20 protein-coding genes and 1 tRNA gene are annotated in these 20,093 nt (G+C 60.1%); 8 read left to right on the forward strand and 13 right to left on the reverse strand.

Annotation, left to right across the window (positions count from 1 at the left end; genetic code table 11):
* Positions 1 to 44: 44 nt before the first annotated feature.
* From QP909_RS06735 to QP909_RS06745, 3 genes are all read right to left on the reverse strand, one after another.
* Positions 45 to 995 carry a class C sortase gene (locus tag QP909_RS06735; RefSeq protein ID WP_284766644.1) on the reverse strand — a complete coding sequence of 317 codons (951 nt, stop codon included), beginning with the start codon at positions 993 to 995 and terminating at the stop codon, positions 45 to 47.
* Positions 996 to 1,102: 107 nt separating this feature from the next.
* Positions 1,103 to 1,291, reverse strand: coding sequence for a hypothetical protein (locus QP909_RS06740; RefSeq protein ID WP_005325457.1), 189 nt, complete (start codon positions 1,289 to 1,291; stop codon positions 1,103 to 1,105).
* A 47-nt stretch (positions 1,292 to 1,338) separates the two neighbouring features.
* Positions 1,339 to 1,412 (reverse strand) — tRNA-Gly (locus tag QP909_RS06745).
* A gap of 65 nt (positions 1,413 to 1,477) precedes the next feature.
* Here QP909_RS06745 and dcd point away from each other — a divergent pair.
* Both dcd and QP909_RS06755 read left to right on the forward strand, forming a co-directional pair.
* Positions 1,478 to 2,041, forward strand: coding sequence for a dCTP deaminase (gene dcd / locus QP909_RS06750; RefSeq protein WP_239282919.1), 564 nt, complete (start codon positions 1,478 to 1,480; stop codon positions 2,039 to 2,041).
* Positions 2,042 to 2,083: 42 nt separating this feature from the next.
* On the forward strand, positions 2,084 to 3,406 hold the full coding sequence (locus tag QP909_RS06755; protein ID WP_284766645.1) for a UDP-glucose dehydrogenase family protein: 1,323 nt from the start codon (positions 2,084 to 2,086) through the stop codon (positions 3,404 to 3,406).
* Positions 3,407 to 3,477: 71 nt separating this feature from the next.
* Here the strand turns inward: QP909_RS06755 and QP909_RS06760 are convergent, their stop codons facing one another.
* The 5 genes from QP909_RS06760 to QP909_RS06780 form a co-directional block, all read right to left on the reverse strand.
* The gene (locus QP909_RS06760) at positions 3,478 to 4,641 is read right to left on the reverse strand and encodes a YibE/F family protein (protein ID WP_284766646.1); all 1,164 of its coding nucleotides are present in this window, start codon (positions 4,639 to 4,641) and stop codon (positions 3,478 to 3,480) included.
* Between the two features lie 144 nt (positions 4,642 to 4,785).
* Positions 4,786 to 6,015 (reverse strand): pyridoxal phosphate-dependent aminotransferase, encoded by a 1,230-nt coding sequence (locus QP909_RS06765; RefSeq protein ID WP_179387070.1) that lies wholly within the window; start codon positions 6,013 to 6,015, stop codon positions 4,786 to 4,788.
* A gap of 54 nt (positions 6,016 to 6,069) precedes the next feature.
* Positions 6,070 to 6,711 carry a DUF1707 SHOCT-like domain-containing protein gene (locus QP909_RS06770; RefSeq protein WP_239278568.1) on the reverse strand — a complete coding sequence of 214 codons (642 nt, stop codon included), beginning with the start codon at positions 6,709 to 6,711 and terminating at the stop codon, positions 6,070 to 6,072.
* A 57-nt stretch (positions 6,712 to 6,768) separates the two neighbouring features.
* Positions 6,769 to 8,046, reverse strand: a complete 1,278-nt coding sequence (locus QP909_RS06775) for a cation:proton antiporter (RefSeq protein ID WP_284766647.1) — start codon at positions 8,044 to 8,046, stop codon at positions 6,769 to 6,771.
* A gap of 34 nt (positions 8,047 to 8,080) precedes the next feature.
* A complete protein-coding gene (locus QP909_RS06780; RefSeq protein WP_284766648.1) occupies positions 8,081 to 10,585 on the reverse strand; it encodes a (Fe-S)-binding protein in 2,505 nt (834 codons plus the stop codon).
* A gap of 244 nt (positions 10,586 to 10,829) precedes the next feature.
* Here QP909_RS06780 and QP909_RS06785 point away from each other — a divergent pair, with 244 nt between their 5' ends.
* The 3 genes from QP909_RS06785 to QP909_RS06795 are packed head-to-tail and all read left to right on the forward strand — an operon-like array spanning position 10,830 to position 12,455.
* Positions 10,830 to 11,408: a DUF6230 family protein gene (locus QP909_RS06785; RefSeq protein WP_005325466.1), complete on the forward strand. Its 579-nt coding sequence runs from the start codon at positions 10,830 to 10,832 to the stop codon at positions 11,406 to 11,408.
* Positions 11,398 to 11,865, forward strand: coding sequence for a DUF6114 domain-containing protein (locus tag QP909_RS06790; RefSeq protein ID WP_239278565.1), 468 nt, complete (start codon positions 11,398 to 11,400; stop codon positions 11,863 to 11,865). The genes QP909_RS06785 and QP909_RS06790 overlap by 11 nt, the downstream gene beginning before the upstream one ends.
* Positions 11,862 to 12,455, forward strand: a complete 594-nt coding sequence (locus tag QP909_RS06795; protein WP_239278564.1) for a hypothetical protein — start codon at positions 11,862 to 11,864, stop codon at positions 12,453 to 12,455. The genes QP909_RS06790 and QP909_RS06795 overlap by 4 nt, the downstream gene beginning before the upstream one ends.
* A gap of 18 nt (positions 12,456 to 12,473) precedes the next feature.
* Here the strand turns inward: QP909_RS06795 and QP909_RS06800 are convergent, their stop codons facing one another.
* The 4 genes from QP909_RS06800 to QP909_RS06815 all read right to left on the reverse strand — a co-directional run bounded on the left by QP909_RS06800 (position 12,474) and on the right by QP909_RS06815 (position 16,659).
* Positions 12,474 to 14,411: an ABC transporter ATP-binding protein gene (locus tag QP909_RS06800; protein WP_284766649.1), complete on the reverse strand. Its 1,938-nt coding sequence runs from the start codon at positions 14,409 to 14,411 to the stop codon at positions 12,474 to 12,476.
* On the reverse strand, positions 14,411 to 16,153 hold the full coding sequence (locus QP909_RS06805) for an ABC transporter ATP-binding protein (RefSeq protein ID WP_284766650.1): 1,743 nt from the start codon (positions 16,151 to 16,153) through the stop codon (positions 14,411 to 14,413). The genes QP909_RS06800 and QP909_RS06805 overlap by 1 nt, the downstream gene beginning before the upstream one ends.
* A gap of 85 nt (positions 16,154 to 16,238) precedes the next feature.
* Positions 16,239 to 16,442: a hypothetical protein gene (locus QP909_RS06810; protein ID WP_284766651.1), complete on the reverse strand. Its 204-nt coding sequence runs from the start codon at positions 16,440 to 16,442 to the stop codon at positions 16,239 to 16,241.
* Positions 16,408 to 16,659, reverse strand: a complete 252-nt coding sequence (locus tag QP909_RS06815) for a hypothetical protein (RefSeq protein ID WP_284766652.1) — start codon at positions 16,657 to 16,659, stop codon at positions 16,408 to 16,410. The genes QP909_RS06810 and QP909_RS06815 overlap by 35 nt, the downstream gene beginning before the upstream one ends.
* A 172-nt stretch (positions 16,660 to 16,831) precedes the next feature.
* Here QP909_RS06815 and QP909_RS06820 point away from each other — a divergent pair, with 172 nt between their 5' ends.
* The 3 genes from QP909_RS06820 to QP909_RS06830 are packed head-to-tail and all read left to right on the forward strand — an operon-like array spanning position 16,832 to position 19,799.
* On the forward strand, positions 16,832 to 17,617 hold the full coding sequence (locus QP909_RS06820; RefSeq protein ID WP_284766653.1) for a phosphoadenylyl-sulfate reductase: 786 nt from the start codon (positions 16,832 to 16,834) through the stop codon (positions 17,615 to 17,617).
* Entirely contained in the window at positions 17,617 to 18,516 is a 900-nt protein-coding gene (gene cysD, locus QP909_RS06825) for a sulfate adenylyltransferase subunit CysD (protein WP_005329380.1), read from the forward strand. The genes QP909_RS06820 and cysD overlap by 1 nt, the downstream gene beginning before the upstream one ends.
* The gene (locus QP909_RS06830) at positions 18,516 to 19,799 is read left to right on the forward strand and encodes a sulfate adenylyltransferase subunit 1 (RefSeq protein WP_284766655.1); all 1,284 of its coding nucleotides are present in this window, start codon (positions 18,516 to 18,518) and stop codon (positions 19,797 to 19,799) included. The genes cysD and QP909_RS06830 overlap by 1 nt, the downstream gene beginning before the upstream one ends.
* On the opposite strand, the gene QP909_RS06835 is transcribed toward QP909_RS06830, so the two are convergent.
* Entirely contained in the window at positions 19,796 to 19,984 is a 189-nt protein-coding gene (locus QP909_RS06835; protein ID WP_284766656.1) for a hypothetical protein, read from the reverse strand. The two genes, QP909_RS06830 and QP909_RS06835, sit on opposite strands and share 4 nt — an antisense overlap.
* Positions 19,985 to 20,093: the final 109 nt, after the last annotated feature.

The raw sequence follows: 20,093 nt of genomic DNA on the forward strand, positions 1-20,093 counted from the left end.
TTTAGAAAAGGCCCGCTTTTCCAATAACCAGGGAAGGGCGGGCCTTATTGCATGCGCATTGTCGGGTAGGAGTCCTGCGGGTCGTCGTCAAGCGCGGCGCCCTTGCCGTTGCCCACATATTTGCGCCACCAGTAGATGAGAAGAAGCACGATGATGGCAGCGGCAGCCAGAATGGCCCACATCCACCACTGCCAGTGAATACCAGAGCTGTTGAATGCGGCCTCGTCTTCCGGATCCATTGGCACTCGGTGGCCGGTGACGAGCAAGCGGTGGGTATTTACACCGTAGGGGGTGCAGGTAATGAGCGTAACGAGGTCCTGGCCTGGCTCACGGTGGAGCGAGCTGGTGTCCGCAGGCTCGACGACCCGAATATCGTGCACCTCGTACTTGAGCTTCTCGCCGCCGGCGGCGATGTAGAAAGCATCGCCCTTCTTGACCTTGGTGAGGTTGTCCCACAGCGTGGCATTTTGTAGGCCAGTGTGAGCGGAAAGTGCTGCGTGCCGGCCCTCTCCACCACCGACGCCGCCGACAGGTAGGTCCGTGCCGTAGAGGTGGCCAGCGCCGCGGGAGAGTGCTTTTTCTGAGGTGCCATGATAAATGGGCAGATCGGAATCGATGGAGGGGATAACAATGCGGCCCATGGCATCGGTCTCCGACAGCACAGACAGGTATTGGCGGTAGCGCTGGTACTTGGGGGAGTCTTCGTCATCGGTGGTGGTCCAAGCGTCTTCCACACTGATTTGGCCCAGCTGCGCGTTGTAAGACTGCGCCTCGTCCCACGCGGTGTGCAGTACCTCAGGCGGGGCTTGCTTTTCCAGCTTGGCGTATTCCTCCGCGGCGCGGGATTGGGTGTGGTTGTTCCACTGCGTGGCCACGACGGGGTAGAGCAGGACGCCAAGGCCGACGAGGATCAGAATTAACGCAATGATGGCGTTGGGGTTGACGCGCTTCTTCTTGGGTGCGTCGATGATTTCCGCTGGTTCGTGCTTGCCCATTGTGTCCTGCCTGTGGGGTTTGTGACCGCACGCCCTGGTACTGACGTGGGGGTAGTTTTTGAATCTCAGGCTAGGGACGATGTAGCTCTGAGAGAAAACGTGTCTGTCTAGTCGCCGATAACAAAGCACAGGGCTTCATACCGATTCAGAGTTGCCTCGTCGATGACCAAGATTTGATCAACCGCGCGCTGTTCGTGGAGCTCATCGATTGTGCGGGGCGCAAGATCTTGAAGTACATGCTCACGCTCAGCGCGAAGATCCGCTGTGGTTTTAGGCGTGAAGATAGGGGCTGTCATGGTCCATCCTGTAGGTATGAAATTAGTCCATGAAATGGGAAAACAAGTGGAGCCGACGACGGGAATCGAACCCGCGCCAGCAGCTTGGGAAGCTGCAGTTCTACCATTAAACTACGTCGGCACTGCGCGCTTGCACGCTCCGGCCTACTATACACCGCGGCCTTCGGCATGAGTAGAATTGGGGCCGTGCTTCTTTCAGATCGTGATATCCGTGCCGCCATTGACGCCGAAGAATTGGGCATCGAACCCTTCGACGGCGAGCTCATCCAGCCCTCGTCCGTAGATGTGCGCCTAGATAAGTATTTCCGGGTCTTCAATAACTCGCGGTACACGCATATTGACCCCAAAGAGGAAATGCCGGATCTCACCACCTTGGTGGAGGTAGAAGAAGATCAGTCCTTCATCCTGCACCCAGGCGAGTTCGTGCTCGGCGCCACGCTGGAAAAATTCACACTGCCGGCAGACTTGGCCGGTCGATTGGAGGGCAAGTCTTCCCTTGGCCGCCTGGGATTGTTGACCCACTCCACCGCGGGCTTTATTGACCCAGGCTTTTCCGGCCACATCACGCTCGAGCTTTCTAATACCGCCAACCTGCCTATTGCCCTGTGGCCGGGCATGAAGGTGGGGCAGCTGGCTATCTTCAAGATGACTTCACCAGCGGAAAGCCCATATGGCACCGGCTCGCTGGGCTCGAAGTACCAGGGGCAGCGCGGCCCGACGCCATCGAAGTCTTACCTGAATTTTCGATAGGCTTAAACCGGCATTCACATAGAGCCTCTAATATGGGGCTTTATGCGTATGACTGTAATCGGCACCGGATACTTGGGTGCAACCCATGCTGCCTGCATGGCCGAGCTCGGCCATGAAGTACTAGGCGTGGACGTAGATGACAATAAAATTTCCGCTCTTAGATCGGGCAAGGTTCCGTTCTATGAACCGGGCCTGCCGGAGGTTCTCGAGCGCAATATCGAGGCCGGCCGCCTCGACTTCAGCACGGACTATGAAGAAGCAGCCGCGTTCGGCAACCTGCACTTTTTGGGCGTAGGTACCCCGCAGCGCCGCGGTTCCTATGCGGCCGATATGACCTACGTGAAGGCCGTGATCACGGATCTGGTGCCCAAGCTCAAGGGCGATCACATCATCTTTGGTAAGTCCACCGTTCCGGTAGGAACCGCGGCGGAGCTCCAAGAGCTAGCCAATGAGCTTGCCCCAGAAGGCACCACCGTGGAAATCGCATGGAACCCGGAGTTCCTGCGTGAGGGGTATGCCGTCAAGGACACCATCACCCCAGACCGCATCGTTCTCGGTGTGCGCGAGGGCGAAAGCCGTGCCGAAGAGGTAGCGCGCGAGGTTTATGCTCAGCCGCTATCGCAGGACACCCCATTCATCGTGACGGATTGGCAGACCGCCGAGCTGGTCAAGGTCTCCGCTAATGCGTTCCTGGCCACCAAGATTTCCTTTATCAACGCCGTTTCTGAGATCTGCGAGATTGCAGGCGCGGACGTTACCGCTCTTGCCGACGCCATTGGGCTCGACGAACGCATCGGCCGCAAGTTCCTGGGCGCTGGCCTCGGCTTTGGTGGCGGTTGCCTGCCCAAGGACATCCGCGCCTTCATGGCCCGTGCTGGCGAGCTTGGCGCCGACCAGGCGCTGACCTTCCTGCGTGAGGTGGATGCTATCAATATGCGCCGCCGTGACCGCGTGGTGGACCTTGCCAAGGAAGCCTTCAATGGCTCCCTGCTTGGCCACCGCGTGACCGTATTGGGCTGTGCGTTTAAGCCGAATTCCGATGACGTGCGCGATTCGCCTGCCCTTGCCGTTGCCGGTTCCCTGTCGCTGGCTGGCGCGGCAGTAACCGTCTATGACCCAGAAGGCATGGACAACGCGAAGAAGGTATTCCCCACCTTGGATTACGCCGCGGACACTGACGATGCCCTGCGCGAGGCTGAGCTAGTTATTCTGGCAACCGAGTGGAAGCAGTTCAAGGAATTGGATCCGCAGCAAGCGGGCCAGCTCGTGGACAATAAGCACATTATCGATGGCCGCAATGTGCTGCCTGTTGCAGACTGGCAACAGGCGGGCTGGAAGGTCGATGCCTTGGGGCGCACCCTCTAGGTCCTCTACTTCTGAGATACAAAGGCTGAGCAGCGTGATTATTGCGCTGCTCAGCCTTCTACATAAGGGCCCTAAGATTGTGCGCGCTGTGGCACTGTGAAAGCTGCAATGGCTGTAGTGATGGGAACCGCGAGGGTCAATGCCATCGCACCTACTCCGGAACGCAGCAGCTCCGTTGCGACGAGATCGCTGCTTAAAATCTGGCCTGCGGGGCGCTCCGCTGCGGTGATCAACATGAGCAGTGGCAAGGTCGCACCGGTATAGGTCAGAATTAGCGTATAAACCATTGAGGCAATATGGTCGCGGCCCACCTTCATTGCGGAGAGGAAAAGCTGTGAAGGGCGAGCATCAGGGTCCGCTCCGTGGAGTTCGGTAATGGTGGATGCTTGGGCCACGGCGGCGTCGGCAAGGCTGCCCAAGGCACCGACCACAAAACCGCATAAGAGCACGCCCACGATGGACACGTTGGGCATATAAAGAAGTAGCTTCAGGTTGTCCTCGGAACTATAGCCTTGTAGCTGCGAACTATCGATAGCGGCCCACGCTAACGCTGCTGCAAGAATGAGAGCGATAAGGGAGCCGCCCACCGCCGATGCCGATTTCCAATTCAGTCCATGGACGAGAGGAACGGCGAACAGAATGATGGCGGAACAGGCAACAAGGGCGGACCAGAGGGGGTTATGGGCGTCGATAAGAGCGGGGACGAGGAACGCAAAGATCACGCCTAGGCTGAGCGTCAAGCCGATAAGGGCGCGCACGCCATGCCAGGCCGCAAAAGCGATAATGACGACGGCCACGATAACTGCCCACAGAGCTAGGCTTCTGGTGCGCTGATAATCAGCAAAAGCATAGGACGCAGCGCCGGAAGGGTCATCTGCTTTGGAAAGAACAATTTTGTCGCCCGGTTTAAGCTGCGGATCGCCGGCATTGCCGTAGGTGACCAATTGGGTCATGCGACCTTCGTCCTCGCCGGAGGTGATATTGACCAGGGCACGGTCGCACTGCACTTCCTCAGTCCCAGGAATAAGTGGCGGCGTATCGAAGGCCTGCCCAGTAAGTTCCGATTGGCAAGCCGAGTGGTCTGTCGTATCGACCGTGCCCTCCACCTGTGGGTGGTTGAGGGCATAGGTTTGCTGAAACTCAGTGGAGGTGTGCTCGGAAGCTGGACTCTGAGGCCACAGCACTGCCATGCCCGCAATGGTGGCAATAAGCGCTGTGACGAGCACACCGAGCAAAGTTAATCGCCATGGATGCTGAGTTATCGAAGCAGAGAGCCGACGCCATGAACTAGGGGTCGGCTGAGGTTTAGGTCCCGCAGAATGTCTTCCCATGCACCATATTGTTATGGATTATCACTATCGTTAGCAACTGGTGGGAAACTACTGCTTGTAGCTCACTAGGAAGTTACCTAGGCGCTCAATGGCGTTTTCGATTTGGGATGCCCACGGCAGCGTCACCACGCGGAAGTGATCCGGGTTCGGCCAGTTAAAGCCGGTGCCTTGCACCATGAGGATCTTTTCTGCCTTCAAAATATCCAGCATGAGCTTGGCATCATCATGAATCTCATACACGTTCGGATCCAAGCGCGGGAAGAGGTAGAGCGAGCCCATGGGCTTTACCGCAGAAACGCCCGGAATCTCGTTGAGCTTTTCGTAGGCAATATTGCGCTGGCGCAAAAGGCGCCCGCCGGTACCGGTGAGCTCGTAGATGGACTGCCGGCCACCTAGCGCCACCTGGATAGCGTGCTGCGCCGGCACATTCGGGCACAGGCGCGTTCCGGCGAGAAGCTCCAATCCCTCGATGAAGCCACGGGCGTGGTGTTTAGGGCCGGTGAGCACCATCCAACCAGCGCGGTAGCCACACACGCGGTAGGCCTTGGACAAGCCATTAAATGTGATGGTGAGCAGGTCTGGGGCCAGCGAAGCGATGGAGATGTGCTGCGCGCCGTCATAAAGAATGCGGTCATAGATCTCATCAGCCAAGATGAGCAGGTTATGCTCGCGGGCGATGTTGACAATCTTCTGCAAAACTTCGCGCGAGTAGACCGCACCCGTTGGGTTATTCGGGTTAATGACCACGATGGCCTTGGTCTTATCCGTGATCTTAGACTCGATGTCCTCGATCGATGGGTTCCAGTCGTCCTCCTCATCGCACAGGTAGTGCACTGGGGTACCGCCTGCCAGGGACGTAGCTGCGGTCCACAGCGGATAATCCGGCGCCGGAATGAGAACCTCATCGCCATTATTAAGCAGCGCCTGGGTGGTCATGCTGATGAGCTCGGAGACGCCATTGCCCAAGAAGACATCGTTGATATCAAAGGGCGGAAAATCTTCAAGCTCGTAGCGGGTAACAATGGACCGACGAGCAGAAATGATTCCCTTGGAGGTGGAATAGCCCTGGGAAGTAGGCAGGGCAGCGATCATATCGCGCATGATGACATCGGGAGCCTCGAAGCCAAAGACGGCTGGGTTACCGGTGTTGAGTTTCAAGATGGTGTGCCCATCGAGCTCCATGCGTTCCGCTTCCGCAGAGACCTCGCCGCGAATGTCATACGCGACGCCCTTGAGCTTGTCGGACTGGTCAAAGATGCGGTGTTTCGGAGAAGTCATGGGAATATTGTGCCACGATCACAGCCACACAAAACGCTTTAACAGCGGCAATGACTATTTTTTATTCCACTCGTTGAACTTGCGCTTGGCCAGATCCATAGCCTGTCCGGTAATTTCGCCGGCTTGCATGCGTCGATCGGCCCACATCTTTTCTTCGATCATCTTTTGCTGTGCGCGCTCATGCGCCGTGAGCGCGCGAATCTCGCGCAATTGTTCTTTCTCAATCTGGCGTACAGATGGGGCGTGCCACGAGGATGGGCCCACCTTGGCAACGTAGAGCAGAATCCACAGGATAGGGATGAGCGCGGCTGCTGCCGCGCCTCCTAGCAAAAGCCATGGGTTGCTCAAGGTAGCGCTCATCACGATAAGCGTTGGGCTGGCAACGGCAAGCAGCACCGAACCGGAAAGTGCGGTCGCAAACTTTGGTTTCTTGCCTGCATTATGGGCGCGTGTGACCTCACCGCGGGAATAGACCTTGACCTCGTGAGAACCACGCGCCGGAATGTCTTGAAAGATGGGCACGAGGTCTTGGTGGGTGTGGGCGCGCATGACGTCGTCCGAGCGGTCCTCGAACTCCTCCATGGTTAACCGGCCTTCACCCACGGCGCGGGCGAGGTCATTGATGGCATCGTTGCGCTCGGAATCGGACAGGCGCATGGTCCGATTGATAGGGGAAGAACCAAAGTTATTACTCACGCCTCCCAGTTTAGGAAATTTCCTCCCTGCTAGGGGCGTGCTCTTAGCGAACGCTGCCTATAGGTCCTTTGTCTCAGCGGTGGAGTTCGCCTCGTCCTTCTTTTCCGGCTTCTTCTTTCCGCCTACCAGGCTAGCCAGGAATGGGAAGAGGGCGACGGTAAGCGCACCGCCAGAGACGAAGATGGAGGCATTTTCGGGTTCCATAATCTTCGAGTTCACCGCCAAGGTGGTCACCGCCACGATGATCGGAAGACCAGTGGCGGAATACAATCCCACTTGGAGGCGCTCGCGGATGGTTTCAATATCGGATCCGGTATGCGCCACATTTTCGCGCAGAAAGACCGGCAGACCACGCGTAACCAGAATAAGGGCTGGAATGCCCAGCACCTTCCACGGATTATTGGCGATGGTATCCCAGCTAATGCTCATGCCAGAGACCACGAAGAAAACTGGGATGAGCATGGAATAAAACACCACATCAAGGCGGTGCTCTAGGCGGCGGTGGAACTCATCCGGGATGATGCGATTCAGGATAATGCCAGCGGCAAAGGCACCGAGCACGATATCGAGTTCAAAGACTGCCGTAACCGCCATGAGGATGGCCAGAATCAGGATGATAAGACGCAGAATCGTCTGGTTGGTGGAGCCCGCACCGGAGATAAAGGCGGTTTTCACCCAGGGGATCGCCGAAGCGATAGCTGCTGGCATGATGGCAACGGCTACAGCGATGATGATGAAGAACAATAAGATGATCATCGTCGTCAGCGTGGAACGAGTACCCAGCAACAGCGCCATAGCGGTAATGGGGGCGACCTCACCAATGGCACCATGAATCATCACCGAATTGCCCACCTTGGTGCCTAGAATGCGGTCCTGTTTTAGCATCGGTGTGAGCGTGCCCAGCGCCGTTGATGTAAGCGCCAAGGCGACGACGATGGCACCTGGCACGTTATCTACCAGGAAGTAGGCGCCTACCCCACAGGCGAGGGCACAGATTGCCCAGGTGGATAGCGCCGTTCCGGCTTCTTTGGTTTTGAGGGTGGAGATTTGAATTTCAAAGCCCGCGAGGAGAAATAACGCTCCCACGCCGAGCTCCTTGAGCATTTCGATGCCTTCATCCTCGGCCGCGAGGTCGAGGACGGAAGGGCCAATAATCATGCCGAAAATCAGCAAAAGGGCCACCGACGGCAGGCGGTAGCCCAACATATAAGAGACCAGCGGCGCGAGTAGAGCCGCGGCCATAATCCAGGCGAAAGAGACGAGGGAATTTGTATTTTCGGTCGCGCCTGCCGCCAGCAGCAGGGCATCGGTGGGGAGTCCCGCATTAAAATGCATGGACTACAGCGTACGCACCAATGCCCCTGCGCGCCTACTCAGATTCAGGTGGATTGGGCACGCTTTCCGACGCCGGCGGTGCCGGAGCTGCCGGTGGTGCTGGCGGCGCAGCCTGCGGGGGCTTCGGAGCAGCTGGCGCCTGTGGTGGTTTCGGCGCCGCTGGAGGCGTCGGTGCTGCGGGCGCTGCGGGTGCGTTTGGTGGTGTTGGAGCGGCTGGTGCTGCATGCGGAGTCGGCGTCGACGGAGCAGGTGGTGCACTTGGCGCGGGCGCAGCCGGTGCTACGGGTGCTGCGGGAGCGCTTGGTGGTGTTGGAGCGGCTGGTGCTTTTGGTGCGGGTGCAGCCGATACTGCGGGTGTGCTTGGAGCTGCTGGTGCCGAGGCGGACGGGGCGGGGGCGCTAGGAGCGACGGAAGTGGGGGCGTCGGCAAGCGGGGCGTCAGTGGTGCCCTCGGACTTTTGGTGGCGCACAGGGGTGGCCAGGAACGCCTTGGGGTGGGGCTCCGGCAGGGTGCCGGACTCGTCGAGCGCGATGGAATTGCGCAGCATAACCGCCACGTCATTGACCTTGGTGGTGGGGGTGGAATCCTGCGCCAAGGACTTCACGCCGCCGGTCATCATGACATTGCAGAAGGGGCAGCCGGTGGCGATTTCTTCCGCGCCGGTCTCTAGGGCCTGCTCGGTGCGGAAGTCATTGATGCGGGTGCCGAGCTTTTCCTCCATGAACATGCGGGCACCGCCGGCGCCACAGCAGAAGGCCTCGTCGCGGTTCTTGTCCATCTCGCGCAGCTCCACGCCGGTGGCCTCGAGCAGCTCGCGCGGAGGATCGAAGACCTTATTGTGGCGGCCGAGGAAGCACGGATCGTGGTAGGTAATGGGCTTGCGGTTCTCCGGCGTGCGTGGCACCGGCTTGAGCAAGCCTTCGCGGACCAGCCGGTTGAGCAGCTGGGTGTGGTGGAAGACGTCGAAGTGCCCGTCAAAGTCCGGGTACTCATTGCGGATGGTGTTAAAGCAGTGCGGGCAGGTGGTGATGATCTTGCGCTGGCCCTCCGGTACGCCGTCGAAGGCGTTGTTGAGGGTCTCTACGTTTTGCTGCGCCATCATCTGGAAAAGAAACTCGTTGCCGGCGCGGCGGGCAGGGTCACCCGTACAGGTCTCACCCGTGGAGAGCACGCCAAACTTCACGCCTGCGGTATGCAGCAGGTCTACTACGGCACGGGTGGTGCGGCGGCCATCGTCATCATAAGCACCGGCGCAGCCCACCCAGAGCAGGTATTCCATATCGGAGAAATCGGCCTCGTCTTCACCAATGATGGGGACGTCGATGCCATCGGCGCGGGCCTCATCGATCCAGGCGCGGCGCTCAGAGTTATTCCGGCCCCATGGATTGCCCTTGTTTTCCATATTCTTGAACAAGCCGGTGAGCTCGGAAGGGAAGTCCGATTCCGCAAGCACCTTGAAGCGGCGCAGGTCCGCAATGTGGTCGATGTGCTCAATATCGGTTGGGCACTGATCCACGCAGGCACCGCAGTTGGTACAAGACCAGAGCACGTCATCATCGATAACGCCGGCCATGGACAGCACATCCAGGCCCTCGTGCGGATTGTAGTTATCCAGTGCGCCCTGGCGCAGGTCCATCATGAACTTTTTGGGGCTCAGCGGCTTTTCGGTATTCCACGCCGGGCATAGCTCTTGGCAGCGGCCGCACTCGGTACACGAGGTGGAATCCAGCAGCATCTTCCAGCTACCCGGGGTGATGTCTTCCTCCAAGTCCGGGGTGGGCAGGGATTGCAGCGCCTTTTCACCGGTGGCGTTGCGCTGGAAGAAGATATTGAAGAAGCTGGTGAAGCGGTGCCACATCACGCCCCACTGGAAATTGCGGGAAATGAAGACGATAAACAGCATGCCGGATAGCAGCTTGAACAGGGCGAAGAAGCTCACCAATGCTGGGGATGCAGGGAAGAGCTTGGCAAGGTGGACGCTCAAGAAATCCGCCCAGGCGGAGCCGCCCCCGTAGGTGGCGATCTTGGTGGACTTCACCAGGATCATGCCGAGTCCTTCAGAAAAGACAATGAACTCTACCCAGCGCGCTGAGGCGGTCTGGGAATTGAAGAAGCGGCTGCCGCGCTCGGTATCGCCGAGTTTGAGGCGCACGCCGATAAGGAAGCCAATACCGAGGACCGTCGCGATGCCTAAGACTTCCTCGACGAAGTGGTAGACCGGCCAGTGGCTGAGCCACGGCCAGCCCTTATCCGGCGCAAAGGTTTGGATATAGGCCTCAAACCACACCAAAATGCCAAAGAGGAAGCCCACCATTACCAGCCAGTGGGCGGCATTGACCAGCGGTTTACCCTTGAAGTGGGAGTGGCCAAAGACCTCCGCAATTACGCGCCATAAACGCTTACCCGGACTATCGGTGCGCTTGAGCTGGGTGGGTCCGCCCGAGCGGATGAACTTAAAGAGGGCCCATACGCGGGTGAAAAAGTACAGCCACACCGGAATCGATGCGGCTATAGCTATCCAACCGAACACGGTGGTCATGCGTGCTCCTTTATTACTGATGCTCCACGTTGTTATCTACCTTAAAGCCTAGGGGTGGAAATCAGAGAGTCTGCATTCAGTGCGGTATCACGGCAGGGTGGGCTGTACACTGTCAAGATGAGAAACTCGGCCGCCATATTCTGCTAAACGTGCTGTGCACGGCGGCGGAATAATACAGTGTCGGCGTCCGTAATGTGGCCGGGCAAGAAGAAGACCGAGACTGCCGCAGAAAGGGTAAACCGCCATGGGCAAAACCAATATCACCAAGGCCGCGGTGGCCTTGACCGCAGGCCTTGCTGCCTTTGGTGTTACTGGATTCGCCGTGGCGCAGGGCGGCTTGACCGCGAACCTGGCCCTTTCCGGTAGCTTCTTTAAAATCACCATGGGGCACTTGGATGGAGAGGGCTTTTCGCTTTTTGTTGATGATGATCAAAAGGCCGAAGAGCACCTTCCCGTCGCGCGTATCAAACTGGAGCATGCGAAGGTCTCTGATCTCTGCCTTTCCGTGACGGTTCCCAAGGTGCCCGGCGTTGGTGGGGAGGCCACCCTAGCGCTGAAGGCTGAGGGCGAGGGCAGTGTGGAATCCGATAGCCTGCTGGTCGGTGCGACCGACGTGGATGGTTCCTTGGTGATGCAGGATGTCAACGTGGGCATCGATGCGAATCAGCTCAGCGATACCGCCGATCCCGGCGCCTGGGGTCTCTATTCCAAGCAAGTTTCCCTCAAAGCGGATGATGTGAAGGCCACCTCCGTGGGCGCGCAGCGCCTTTCTGCCAAGAATGTGGGAGTGACGGTGAGGAGGGGGTCCGATAATGGCTGCTGAGTCCAGCACGGAAGAAACACAGACCCTCCCGGCGGCGGAGGCAACGGGCGAGGAGGAATCTAAGCCCAGCCTGTGGCAGCGCTTCCGCCACTGGCGCAGTGGTCGGCCCTTCCTTCCCGGGCTATTGCTTATTTTGTCCGGCATCATCATTGCCGCGCCGGCCTATATCACCATTCGGATCTCTGACCTTTTGGTGATGATTTCCACCATCTCTGGCGTCTCTACGCTGCTTATCGGCGTCTTGTTGGCCATGTTCGGCCTTGGTGCGTGGTTCCAGCCGGCAACCTCGACTTATGTCGGTGTGCTAGGCATCATCGTGGCCATTATCGCCTTGCCGACGTCCAATTTGGGCGGCTTCGTCATCGGCTCCCTGCTCGGCATCATTGGCGGGGCCTTTACCTTTGCGTGGCAGCCGGGGGAGCAAAAGCGCCGCCCTAAGGAAGCAGCAGAGCAATGACGAGGGCGATGCCGCGGGCGGCGCGTAGCTGCTTGGCCGTACTCACCTGTGCCCTGGTGGTGGGTGGTGTGAGTGGTTCCGAACGGGTTAATGCGCAAGATGCCCCGGCGGTTCCGTACTTCAGTACCGTCTTCGCGGATAAGGTGACGCTGACGAAAAATGTCACCGTTTCTTTGGGTACTTTCCCCACCGCCAGCGGTGATGTGCGGGTTCTAGAGCTGAAGGGCGAGAACCTCGACATCGACAACCTTGGCATCACGCTGCCTGGCCGCTACGGCGTTGGCATGCTGACCACGGGAGGGGATACCACCGAGGTACGCGGCGGACCGGTGACCATTATGGCTACCGAGCTCACAGCCACCCCGGCGGTGGGTAAGGTTTCTGCACCCCGGGCGAATATCGATTTAAGCCGCGACGATATCAATGCCGTGTTGGACAAACTTGGTGTTCCAGAGCCGCATCCCGTCCCCGATGCGGAAGTGCCCGATGTAATCATGGAGCATTTCGAGCTGCGCGATGTCACCCTTGAGCTGGTAAACCTCAAGGGTGCTCACTTTAACGCGCCGACCGTGACGGTAGGGCTGGAGTAGCTCACCGCCGGGGAAGACCTACCCTTGAGCGAACTGGGATTGATGCAGGCGCCAGTATGCGCCTTGGGCCGCAAGGAGATCGTCGTGCGAGCCTTGTTCCACGATGGTGCCGTTTTCCATGACGAGGATGAGGTCAGCATCGCGAATGGTGGACAAGCGGTGGGCAATGACGAAGGAGGTGCGGTCCGCGCGCAATGCGTTCATCGCCTCTTGGACGAGGACCTCGGTACGGGTATCGACCGAAGAGGTGGCCTCATCGAGGATGAGCAGCGCGGGCTGGGCCAAGAACGCGCGGGCGATGGTGATGAGCTGGCGCTCGCCGGCGGAGATTGCGCCGCCGTCTTGGTCGATGATGGTGTCGTAGCCATCGGGCAGCGCGTGAACGAAGCGGTCCACATAGGTTGCCTTTGCCGCCGCAATGACTTCTTCGTCCGTCGCATCCAAGCGGCCGTAGCGGATATTTTCCATGATCGAGCCCTTAAAGAGCACGGCGTCCTGGAGCACCATGCCCACCTGGGAACGCAGGGTATGGCGAGGCATGCGGGCGATGTCGTGCCCATCAATGAGAATCTGACCACCATCTAGCTCATAGAAGCGCATGAGCAGGTTGACCAGGGTGGTTTTGCCGGCACCGGTGGGGCCGACAATGGCCGCGGTCTGGCCGGGCTCCACGCGCAGGTTGAGGCCGGTGATGAGCTCCTTCTCCTCTGCGTAGGAGAAGTCAACGTCCTGGAACTCCACGAGCCCCTGGGCACGGCCGGGAAGGTCCTCGTCGGTGGTGTCGGGGGCTTGCTCTTCGGCGTCGAGAAGCTCAAAGACGCGCTCGGCCGAGGCCACACCGGACTGCACCTGCTGCATCATGCCGCCGAGCTGGCCGAGCGGCTGGTTGAACTCGCGGGAGTACTGGATAAATGCGGTGGCAGCGCCCAAAGTCATGTGTCCATTGGCCACGCGCAGACCGCCCAGGACCGCAATGGCCACATAAGACAGGTAGGACAGGAACTGCATGATGGGCATCATGATGCCGGACAGGAACTGAGCCTTAGCTGCGGAGTGGTAGAGCTCTTCGTTGCGCTTGTCGAATTCCTCCCTCATGGCCTCGGTACGGCCGAAGACGATGGCTAGGTCGTGGCCGGAGAAGGATTCTTCTACCTGGCCGTTGAGCTGACCGGTGGAGCGCCACTGCGTTTTGAACTGGCGCTGCGAGCGGCTGCCGATGACACCAATGACTAAGCCGGTAAGCGGCAGGGACAGTAGAGCCACCAGAGCGAGCTGCCACGAAACGCTGAACATCATGATGGTGATGCCAATGACCAGCAGCGCGTCATAAAAAAGCTGCGATAGCGCCTGCTGCAGGGCCTGCTGCACGTTGTCGATGTCATTGGTGGTACGCGAGAGGATATCGCCGCGCTGCTGGGAATCAAAGTAGTTGAGAGGCAGCGCATTAATCTTCGCCTCCACGCGCTCGCGCAGGTCAAACACGATATCCATGCTTAACTTGTTGAGGATGGCTCCCTGCCACCACTGGAAGCCAGAGGAGACGATGTACATCGCGATCACGGTGATGATGAGCGTGCCCAGGCGGTTAAAATCGATGCCTTCACCGGGGACGAAGTCCATCGCGGAAGCCATATCCGCAAAGCGGTCCTGGCCCTCAGCGCGCATGCCCGCAATGGCTTGCTCGGCGGAAATATTAGAGGGCAGGTTGCGCGAAATGACGCCGGCAAAGATGACGTCCATGGCCTTGCCCATGATCTTCGGGGCTACCACGGCCAAGAAGATGCAGATGATGTTCATTGCCGCGACGGCCCACAGGTGGCGCTTGAAGGGAGCAAGCAGGGAGAAAAGGCGTTTGGTGGAGGGCCAGAAATTCTTGGCCTGGCGGGGTGCGGAGCCGCTCATCGGATCAAAACCGGCATCCGTGGACTCGGCGGTAGAGGTGGTGTTTTCAGCCATTAGTTTTCGCCTCCTGCAACACCGGCGGTTTCTTGGGAATGAACGATTTCTTGGTAGACCGCGCAGCGGCCAAGGAGCTCCTTGTGGGTGCCGCGGTCAACAATGCGGCCGGCGTCCAGCACCAGGATCTGGTCTGCATCGCGGATTGACGCCACGCGCTGGGCGACGATAATGCTGGTCACCGGCTGCTCGCGCTCGGCAAAGGAGGCGCGCATTGCGGCGCGCACCTTGGCATCGGTAGCCACGTCCAGGGCGGAGAAGGAATCATCAAAGAGATAGATCAGCGGGCGGGCAACAAGCATGCGCGCGATGGACAGGCGCTGGCGCTGGCCACCGGAGACGTTGGTGCCGCCCTGTGCGATGGGCATGTCTAGGTCTTCTACGAAGTCCGCCTGGGCCACGCGCAGCGCCTCCCAGAGCTCGTCATCGGTGGCTTCGGGGCGGCCCAAGCGCAGGTTGGAGGCCACAGTGCCGCTAAATAGGTAAGCCTTCTGCGGGACGAGGGAGACGCGCTGGACGATGTCCTGGCGGGCCAGGGAGGTGGTAGGGGTGGCGTCGATAAGCACCTGGCCCTCAGTGGGCACGTACAGGCGTGGGATGAGGGAAACCAAGGTGGTCTTGCCCGAGCCCGTCGAGCCGATGATGGCGGTAGTGGTGCCGGGCTGGGCGGTAAAGGAGATGTCTTCTAGCACCGGCGCATCCGCACCGGCATAGGAAAAGCTCACGTTGCGAAATTCCACCGTGCCCGCGCAGGCCTCCGGAGAGGTGGTGGAGCTGGGTGGGGTAATGGAGGGCTCGTGCTGGAGCACCTCGGTGATGCGGCGGGCACAGATAATGGCGCGCGGCAGCATCATCGCCATGAAGGTACCCATCATCACCGCCGCCAGAATCTGCAGCAGGTACTGCAGGAATGCGGTGAGCGAGCCGACGTTGACTAAACCTTCATCCACGCGGTGTCCGCCGAACCACAGGACCGCGCCCGTGGCCACGTTGAGGATCACCGTAATGAGCGGGAACATCACCACGAAAAGCCGGCCGATGTTCAAGGACAGGCGGGTGATGTTCTTATTTTCTTCGGTGAAACGCTCGGACTCATAGGCCTCGCGCACGAAGGCGCGCACCACGCGGATGCCGGTGATCTGCTCGCGCAAGGTGCCATTGATGGAATCCAGCTTGTCCTGCATGGAACGGAAGAGCGGCATGAGGCGGGAAATGATAACGGAGATGGTGCCGAGCAACACCGCCACGGACACCCACACCAGCCAGGACATTCCGGCGTCTTCGCGCACGGCCATGATGATGCCGCCGATGGACATGATGGGTGCGGTCACCATGAAATTCAGCATCATCATGTAGACCATCTGCACCTGCTGGACATCATTGGTGCCGCGGGTAATGAGCGTAGGCGTGCCAAAGCGGCTTATGTCCTCAGTGGACAGGGAATTAACGTGTCGAAAAACCTCGCCGCGCAGATCCCGGCCGACACCCATGGCGGTGCGGCTGCCGCACCATACCGCGCCGATGGCGGTGATGACTTGGGCAAACGCGACGGCCAGCATGATGCCGCCGGTGCGCCAGATGAAGTCCACATCGCCCTGAGATACACCTTCATCGATGATCTTGGCATTAAGGGATGGAAGGTACAGCGTGGCGGCCGTAGATAAGGCCTGCAGGACAAGCACCGCGATGAAATACGGCGTATATGGCGCCGACCGTGTAATGAGAATGCGAACCAGATCCATGGACTCGCGCCCCTTTCCTTGCCGTGGCTGGGTAGCCGTGCAAGTTTATACCGGTGGTGGGTGGGGCGCTAGTTGATAACTGCTGCTAAATCCCCACGTGAGCCAGCTGTGCGCGGGTGATGACGCTGCGCCAGTCTTCAAAATCCTGTAGTGGGGCGCATAGGCCTTCCCACGTGGTGACGGCCACGCCGCGGGCCTTGAGTTCCAAGACGAGTAGCTCGCGGTTGCCAGAGACGGCTAGCCGGTGGATTTCGTTATGCGTGATATCGCCGTCGGGCCCTACCCGCACGTTGCCGATAAGGCGCAAGCGGGGGAGTGGTGCCGGGGCCGCAGTGGGAGCCCGTGACGGCGTCGCCCAGCACGCCCGCCAAGCCCGCAAAGCGGCGAAGTAGACCGAATGGTGCGGTGCACTGGGTAATGAGGTCCGCACACATGCCAGCGCTGATAAGCTTCTCGGCGGTGGATAGGGCTGCCGGGCCCTCCCCGATGATGGCTATACGCTGCATGAAAGTGCCTCCTTGTGCGGGGCGCGGACGCCCGCAATAGACTGTCTTGTCTGTAAATCTAGTCCGCTTGGTACGGATTGGAAACTTTTTATTCGCACCTCCCGCCAAGCTCAGCGGCTTTTCGCCCAGAATCCGCTGCGCCGCCTTGGGGTTTTGCCTAATGTGTGACGGCATGAACCCAACGACGAACCTGCTGGACGGTGGCAAGAACTACCGCGACCCCAGCATCTCCCCGGAAGGCACGCGCGATACCGCGCCGCTGGACGCCGAGGTAGCCGCGCGCAACCAGCAATTGGTGGACCAGTGGGCGGATAAGCTTTACGACGCCTCAGCGGAAACCATTACCGAATGGGCCGCCGAGCACGCACCCGGCCGCCTGGCCGTGACCATGTCCATGGAGAACACGGTCTTGGCCGAGCTCGCTCACCGCGCCGGGCTCGATGCAGACCTGCTTTTCATCGATACTGGCTGGCACTTCCCGGAAACCCTGCAGGTAGCCGACGAGGTAGAAAAGCGCTACCCGGACCTTCCGCTCGTACGCGTGCTGCCTTTGCTTAGCCCCGAGGAACAAGACGAGGTATACGGCCCGCGCCTCTACGCCCGCGATACCGCGGCCTATAACCGCATGCGCAAGGTCGAGCCGCTGAACATGGCCATGGACCCTTATGCCGGCTGGGTCACCGGCCTGCGCCGCGCCGATTCCGAGCACCGCGCCACCGCCCCGGCGCTGAGCCTCGACCGCACTGGCCGGTTGAAGATCTCGCCCATCATCACCTGGGATCTAGATGATACGGACCGCTACATCGAGGACAACGACCTCATCATCCACCCACTCACCCTGCAGGGATACCGCTCCATCGGCTGCGCCCCGCTGACCTTCCCGGTTGGTGAAGGCGACGATGCCCGATCCGGGCGCGTATTTGCAGACGGCAAGACAGAATGCGGGTTACACGAATAATGAGCACACTTTCTCCACACTTAAAAGACCTAGAAAACGAGTCCATCCACATCCTGCGCGAGGTGGCCGGGCAGTTTGACAAGGTAGGCATCCTCTTTTCCGGCGGCAAGGACTCCGTCGTTGTCTTCGAGCTAGCCCGCCGCGCCTTCGCCCCAGCCACGGTGCCGTTTGAGCTGCTCCACGTCGATACCGGCCACAACTTCCCTGAGGTTATCGATTTCCGTGACCGCCTCGTGGAAGAATCCGGCGCTCGCCTCCACGTCGCCCGCGTCCAGGACTGGATCGACCGCGGCGACCTGCAAGAACGCCCCGATGGCACCCGCAACCCGCTGCAGTCCGTGCCGCTGGTAGAGACCATCGCCGAGCGCGAGTATGACGCCGTATGCGGTGGCGCCCGCCGCGATGAGGAGCGCGCCCGCGCTAAGGAGCGCATCTTCTCCATCCGCGATTCCTTCGGCGGGTGGGATCCCCGCCGCCAGCGCCCCGAGCTGTGGGACCTCTACAACGGCGGCAAGATGGCCGGCGAAAACGTCCGCGTCTTCCCCATCTCCAACTGGACCGAGTCCGATATTTGGGAATACATCGGCGCCCGTAAACTGGAGCTGCCCTCCATCTACTACTCCCACGAGCGCGAGGTATTTAAGCGCAATGGCATGTGGCTAGCGCCTGGTGAATGGGGCGGACCGGCCGAAGGCGAGGAGCTGGAAACCCGCACCGTGCGCTACCGCACCGTGGGCGATATGTCCTGCACCGGCGCCGTAGAGTCTACCGCGTCGACCCCGGACGAGGTGCTCGCGGAGATCTCCATTTCCACCCTTTCCGAGCGCGGCGCCACCCGCGCCGATGACAAACTTTCCGAGTCCGCCATGGAGGACCGCAAGAAGGAAGGCTACTTCTGATGACCACGACCCTCACGCCGAATGTCGGCGCCCTCAAGCAGCGCGATACCCTGCGCCTGTGCACCGCCGGCTCCGTTGATGACGGCAAGTCCACCTTCGTCGGCCGCCTGCTCTATGACACCAAGTCCGTGCTCGCGGACCAGGTCGAGTCCATGGAGCGCACCTCCACCGACCGTGGCTTCGACGGCATGGACCTTTCCTTGCTTGTTGACGGCCTGCGTGCCGAGCGCGAGCAGGGCATTACCATCGACGTGGCCTACCGCTATTTCGCCACGGATAAGCGCACCTTCATCCTCGCCGATACCCCCGGCCACGTGCAGTACACGCGCAACACAGTCACCGGCATGTCCACCTCCCAGGTGGTGGTGCTTCTTATCGACGCCCGCCATGGCGTTGTCGAGCAAACCCGCCGCCACCTCAACGTGGCCGCCCTCCTCGGCGTGCGCCACGTGGTCCTCGCGGTGAACAAGATCGACCTGGTGGACTACGACGAGCAGGTCTTCCGCGATATCGAGTCCGAGTTCAACCAGATCGCCACCCGCCTGGGGATTACCGATACCACCGTGGTACCGATTTCCGCGCTCAAGGGCGATAACGTGGTCGAGCGCTCCACCACTATGCCGTGGTACACCGGCCCGACCGTCCTCGAGGTTCTCGAGACCGTCCCCGTGGCCACCGGCCGCGCCGATGAGCTGGACTTCCGTTTCCCCATCCAGTACGTCATCCGCGAGCACGCTTCCGATTACCGCGGCTACGCCGGTCGCGTGAAGGCGGGCTCCATCTCCGTGGGCGACGAGGTTCGCCTCCCTGAAGGCCGCACCAGCACCATCACCCAGATCGACACTGCTGACGGCCCAGCCGACTCCGCCGCCACCGGCGACTCCGTGACGCTCCTGCTTGCCGACGACGTCGATCTCGCCCGCGGCGATCTCCTCGCCGGCTCCCAGCGCCCCGCGGCCACCCGCGAATTCGACGCCACCGTTGTGGGCCTGACCGAAAAGGACATTAAGCCCGGCCAGATGCTCAAGCTGCGCTACGGCTCTTCCCTGGTCAAGGCCCGCGTCGCCGCCGTCACCCGTACCCTGGATCTTGATGGCGTTTCCGACGTGGAGGACCCCGAGTCCGTCGCCATGAACGACATCGCCCACATCACCATCCAGACCCAGGCCGAGCTCCCCGTCGAGGACTATGCCGCCCGCGGCGCGGTGGGCAACTTCCTGCTCATCGATCAATCCTCCGGCAACACCCTTGCCGCCGGCTTCGTAGGCCACCGCCTGCGCTAGTCACCCTTTGTGCCGCTGCTGCTTCTCTCACCGCGCATCATTATGATGCCCGTGATACCGAGCAGCAGCGGCGTGGAGATACCGAATACCGTAGGCCCTACTACGGTCAAGTTCACGATCAGCGGGACAAGCGCCGCCACCAGCGCGAAAGCCCCGAACTTCTGCTGAAACGTCATCTCGCTCATTCTTATCTCTCCTTCGGCTACGTTACGGCCACGATAACCGCCCCTAGCTCCCCGCGAAAGCCTAGAACGTGGCCATTTCTTGGCTTCCGCACGCCCTTGATGCCCCACC

The organism is Corynebacterium sp. MSK195 (assembly GCF_030228885.1).
GTDB lineage: Bacteria > Actinomycetota > Actinomycetes > Mycobacteriales > Mycobacteriaceae > Corynebacterium.

Coding starts and splice junctions, on each gene's coding strand:
- QP909_RS06830 (WP_284766655.1), top strand. CDS start 18,516: ATGACCACGACCCTCACGCCGAATGTCGGCGCCCTCAAGCAGCGCGAT.
- QP909_RS06820 (WP_284766653.1), top strand. CDS start 16,832: ATGAACCCAACGACGAACCTGCTGGACGGTGGCAAGAACTACCGCGAC.
- QP909_RS06805 (WP_284766650.1), bottom strand. CDS start 16,153: ATGGATCTGGTTCGCATTCTCATTACACGGTCGGCGCCATATACGCCG.
- QP909_RS06775 (WP_284766647.1), bottom strand. CDS start 8,046: ATGCATTTTAATGCGGGACTCCCCACCGATGCCCTGCTGCTGGCGGCA.
- QP909_RS06735 (WP_284766644.1), bottom strand. CDS start 995: ATGGGCAAGCACGAACCAGCGGAAATCATCGACGCACCCAAGAAGAAG.
- QP909_RS06800 (WP_284766649.1), bottom strand. CDS start 14,411: ATGGCTGAAAACACCACCTCTACCGCCGAGTCCACGGATGCCGGTTTT.
- QP909_RS06740 (WP_005325457.1), bottom strand. CDS start 1,291: ATGACAGCCCCTATCTTCACGCCTAAAACCACAGCGGATCTTCGCGCT.
- QP909_RS06755 (WP_284766645.1), top strand. CDS start 2,084: ATGCGTATGACTGTAATCGGCACCGGATACTTGGGTGCAACCCATGCT.
- QP909_RS06790 (WP_239278565.1), top strand. CDS start 11,398: ATGGCTGCTGAGTCCAGCACGGAAGAAACACAGACCCTCCCGGCGGCG.
- QP909_RS06765 (WP_179387070.1), bottom strand. CDS start 6,015: ATGACTTCTCCGAAACACCGCATCTTTGACCAGTCCGACAAGCTCAAG.
- QP909_RS06815 (WP_284766652.1), bottom strand. CDS start 16,659: ATGCAGCGTATAGCCATCATCGGGGAGGGCCCGGCAGCCCTATCCACC.
- QP909_RS06835 (WP_284766656.1), bottom strand. CDS start 19,984: ATGAGCGAGATGACGTTTCAGCAGAAGTTCGGGGCTTTCGCGCTGGTG.
- QP909_RS06780 (WP_284766648.1), bottom strand. CDS start 10,585: ATGACCACCGTGTTCGGTTGGATAGCTATAGCCGCATCGATTCCGGTG.
- QP909_RS06795 (WP_239278564.1), top strand. CDS start 11,862: ATGACGAGGGCGATGCCGCGGGCGGCGCGTAGCTGCTTGGCCGTACTC.
- QP909_RS06785 (WP_005325466.1), top strand. CDS start 10,830: ATGGGCAAAACCAATATCACCAAGGCCGCGGTGGCCTTGACCGCAGGC.
- cysD (WP_005329380.1), top strand. CDS start 17,617: ATGAGCACACTTTCTCCACACTTAAAAGACCTAGAAAACGAGTCCATC.